The sequence below is a fragment of the Bacillus cereus group sp. BfR-BA-01356 genome (genome assembly GCF_022663635.1).
Lineage (GTDB): Bacteria > Bacillota > Bacilli > Bacillales > Bacillaceae_G > Bacillus_A > Bacillus_A cereus.
Map to the genome: position 1 here is coordinate 1 of NZ_JAKUFX010000227.1, position 3,746 is coordinate 3,746.

Genomic DNA, 3,746 nt, shown 5'->3' on the forward strand with positions numbered 1-3,746 from the left:
ATCTAGAAATATCTTGAGACGTCCAAGTATTTTCTTTATTACTGGACTCTTATTAGAGAGTAAAACTAAGCCTGAGATAGGGCTTAAATATTAATATACGAGGGGAATTTGAAATGTTAGAGTTAAAAGAAAAGAAATCTTGGAAGAAGATAAGATGTTTGATATCTTGTATTATGTAAATATGGATGAGTTAAATATGATTTCTGACTTTAAAGAATTAAAGGAGGGTTGTATTCGTGTAGCAACAAACTTATATGGTAAAAATTCATCTGAAGTACAAGCTGTCCAACAAGCTTGTAAAGCAGCTTATATTTAATCTCTTAATAGGGTGTAGATTATTATTTGCTATTACTAAATGAATAATAACATAATAATATTTTGACATTAGAAAAGGAAACGCTTTTAGAGTGTTTCCTTTTCTAATGTAATTGATTTTATTTTTTAGATCTCACATAACCAGCTGCTTGAGCATCAGTTTCTGAACAGAACCAAACAATATTGTCTTTTGTAGAATCATAATATTGTCCACCAGGAACATGGTATTTTTTCGAATTGGCATTTCCTTTAATTTGTCCTTTACAAGTGGTATTGGATTCTTTGTCATCACTAGGATCATTTTGGAAAGGTTTCCGATTAGAACCGTTATGATTACCACTAGATGAGGAAACGACAGCATTACTCTTTTGTGAAGCTTCTTCCTGGGCCTTACGATTAGCTTCTTCTTGAGCTTTACGGTTAGCTTCTTCCTGAGCTTTACGTTGAGTCTCTTCTTGAGCTTTACGGTCAGCTTCTTCCTTACTCTTTGTGTCTGCTGTATCTTTTTTAGTATCTTGTGAAGTGGCAACTTTGGTGTCTGCCTTTTGTACAGTTTGATTGGAAGTTGATTTTCCATCAATAAATACAATACCCATTAAAAAGAAAGCTAGTGCTAGATATAAATATGAATATACTACTTTCTTTCTGGTTTTAATTTGTATTTTGGGTAACATAAATTGTGGTTTGATTAATCCAATAATTAAAGCAAGTAAGCTTAACGAAAATCCCAAAAAACCAATATTAACAAGGGCAGGGCGAATAGAATTTGGAATAATTGCTTGAAGTATTAAAAATAAAATAAAGATATAAACAATGGAAGCAATAAACATTTTCCATGCGGTTTTAGAGCGATAACCAAAAATTTTTCTCCAGTTCATTTAAGAACCTCCTTATCTAAGATACTAGATTTTGCTTATAAATTATAATAATGTAATGATTTAATATCGAGATGTAATTCATCACCTCTCATTTAATAAAATTAATGTATTTATGTAACATATATACATATGTAAGCATATCATTGTCGTTAACAAATTTTCCATTTTTTATTTTCATTTTTTCTTGCTTACTTGAAAGATTTTAGTATAAATGAAAGTTTAATCATCATCTAAAAGGAAAACTTGGTGTTAAAATATGAATTAATATAAGATAGTAAGTATTAATTAAACTGTATAAGGAAGTGAGTAAGTATGAAGAGAAAAATATCAGTGGTTGGTGCGGTAATTGTTAATGAAAATAATGCAGTCTTATGTGCATTACGTTCTCCTACAATGACGTTACCAAATTATTGGGAATTTCCAGGTGGTAAGATAAACAAGGGAGAAGAGCCACCAGCTGCATTAATTCGTGAAATTAAAGAAGAGCTTGGATGTACAATTGTTGTAGATGAGAAGGTAGAGGAAGTCGAGTACGAGTATGAAACTATTGTTGTTCATCTTACTACATATAAAGCTAGAATCTTGGCAGGTAAGCCTAAAGCTCTTGAGCATGCAGAGCTAAAATGGATGAGTATTAAAGATTTAAAGCATTTAAAGTGGGCACCTGCTGATATTCCTACCGTAGAAGCACTGTAGGAATATTTTAATGAAATATCCTTGAGAATTATACTTTTATTATGTAATATATAATTATATTGTTAGTTTATTTGATTCCGTTTATTCCCACATCTTATGTGATGTGGTTGAGTTGTAGAAGCAAGTTTTTTCTTGTTTCAATTTTGAAAGGGCTTCTTTGAGCCGATTAGTGTATATAGCCTATTTGCTATGCACGATTAATCGACTTAAAGGAGCCCTTTTTTATTTGTTTAAGTGGAGGTTTAAAGTAGGTTTTAAGCTAAAGAGAAATATGATTGTTTAGAAGGAATATATAGTGATGAATTGAAACCTATAGCATCTAACAAAAAGAGTTATATGAAATTATAGTAAGTTAAATCTCTTATAGAGATTTCAAAATACCGAAGTAATAAGCGTAGTTAAAGGGGAAGGTCTCAAATTTTTAAAGGGACACAATAATGCATCTATAGAAGAGGAGAATAAAAATTGAAACCAACTAGAGAAAAGTACGTAATTAATGGGGAGTATACAATAGAACGTAAGCTTTTACATAATGAAATCATTAAATTATTTCTAAATGATCAACCGCAGCAAGAGCAAGAACCTGAAGCTATATTACTTGGTGGTGGTTCTGCTGCTGGAAAAAGCTCAATTGGAGAGTTAGTAAGTAAGGGATATAAACATCAGAAACAAAATATGGTTTGGATAGATCCTGATAAGATCAAAGAAAAAATACCAGAATATCAAGAGTTAATAGAATCTGGGAATAGTGAGTTAATGAAACAAGCAGCTTTTTTAGTTCATGATGAAAGTAGTGATATTACCATGAAACTTTTAAAAATCTGTATGAAAAGAAAAATAAATTTTGTGTATGATGGTACAATGAAAAATGAAGTAAAATACAAAAAGTTAATTCAACAATTAAGACTAGCAGGTTTTAGCATTAAAGCAATTATTGTAGATGTCCCAATAAAGGTTGCTTTAGAGCGATTCAATTTGCGTTTTAAAGTAACAGGAAGATTGGTACCCCAAAATATAATTGAAGAAAGTCATATGAAAGTAGCGACTACTTTTTCTAACATTAAAGATTTAATAGATTGCTATACTTTATATGATAATACCGGGAAGGAACCAGAAGTTTTTGCTTTTAAAGAATCAAAACGAGTAAAAGAAATTATTGTTGATGAATCTCGAAATAATCAATTTATCGAGAAATCAGCTCTTGTTTTTTAGTGAATATATATCTTATAAATTTTATAAAATAATTAATAGATATTATCCTGACATTTTATTATATTATTGATATAATAAATACAGGAGGCGATATAAATGGAACTGAAAGACCTTATGAATTATATTGAAGAAAACAAAGAAGAACATTTTCATGATTTAATCGCTAAAAATGAACGGGAAATTGCAAAAAAAGAAGAAGAAGAGAAATAAAAAATTTAAAATAGAAGAGTTGACCTTTTGGGTCAACTCTTTTGTTTTTATAAATGGATATAAAATTAAATTTCTCAATTGTTGAGTAAAAGGAATTGCAGAATTTTTCTGTAGAAAAGGTTGTTTGGTATTGAAAATGAAACAGACAATTTGCTAATCATAGGAGAATTTTTTAGTATTATATTAAATAGAAAATAGCGTAATGAGTTAACGCTTTAGGAGAGAGTATATGAATCATTTTATTGTTATGCAGGGGCATACATATCAAGAGGAAAAAGGATTAGAAATTATTTGGTCACCTAAAAAGGATAGAGGCGGTAATGTACCCATGCCCATCAACTTAAGAGTGAGCACAACCTGAGCTTTCGACTCATCGGATCAAAACATTCCTAAAATAAAAGCATACTCTTAAAAATAAGCATCTCAAATAAACCC

General features: G+C 30.0%; 4 protein-coding genes and 1 pseudogene. 4 read left to right on the forward strand and 1 reads right to left on the reverse strand.

Going from position 1 to position 3,746, the window contains the following annotated elements; all coding sequences use genetic code 11:
- The first annotated feature begins 154 nt into the window (after positions 1-154).
- Positions 155-316: a M4 family metallopeptidase gene (locus MR168_RS32420; RefSeq protein WP_046945696.1), complete on the forward strand. Its 162-nt coding sequence runs from the start codon at positions 155-157 to the stop codon at positions 314-316.
- Between the two features lie 118 nt (positions 317-434).
- On the opposite strand, the gene MR168_RS32425 is transcribed toward MR168_RS32420, so the two are convergent.
- The gene (locus MR168_RS32425) at positions 435-1,193 is read right to left on the reverse strand and encodes a sunset domain-containing protein (RefSeq protein WP_086412243.1); all 759 of its coding nucleotides are present in this window, start codon (positions 1,191-1,193) and stop codon (positions 435-437) included.
- A 312-nt stretch (positions 1,194-1,505) separates the two neighbouring features.
- Here MR168_RS32425 and MR168_RS32430 point away from each other — a divergent pair, with 312 nt between their 5' ends.
- From MR168_RS32430 to MR168_RS33540, 3 genes and pseudogenes are all read left to right on the forward strand, one after another.
- Entirely contained in the window at positions 1,506-1,889 is a 384-nt protein-coding gene (locus MR168_RS32430; RefSeq protein WP_000823375.1) for a (deoxy)nucleoside triphosphate pyrophosphohydrolase, read from the forward strand.
- 465 nt (positions 1,890-2,354) lie between these two features.
- The gene (locus MR168_RS32435; RefSeq protein ID WP_086412242.1) at positions 2,355-3,101 is read left to right on the forward strand and encodes a zeta toxin family protein; all 747 of its coding nucleotides are present in this window, start codon (positions 2,355-2,357) and stop codon (positions 3,099-3,101) included.
- Positions 3,102-3,540: 439 nt separating this feature from the next.
- Positions 3,541-3,639, forward strand: a pseudogene (locus MR168_RS33540) (HNH endonuclease); the annotation flags it as partial.
- Between the last annotated feature and the right edge of the window lie 107 nt (positions 3,640-3,746).

Excerpts from the sequence above, each read along its gene's own strand:
- MR168_RS32420 (WP_046945696.1), top strand. The coding sequence starts at position 155 with ATGTTTGATATCTTGTATTATGTAAATATGGATGAGTTAAATATGATT.
- MR168_RS32425 (WP_086412243.1), bottom strand. The coding sequence starts at position 1,193 with ATGAACTGGAGAAAAATTTTTGGTTATCGCTCTAAAACCGCATGGAAA.
- MR168_RS32430 (WP_000823375.1), top strand. The coding sequence starts at position 1,506 with ATGAAGAGAAAAATATCAGTGGTTGGTGCGGTAATTGTTAATGAAAAT.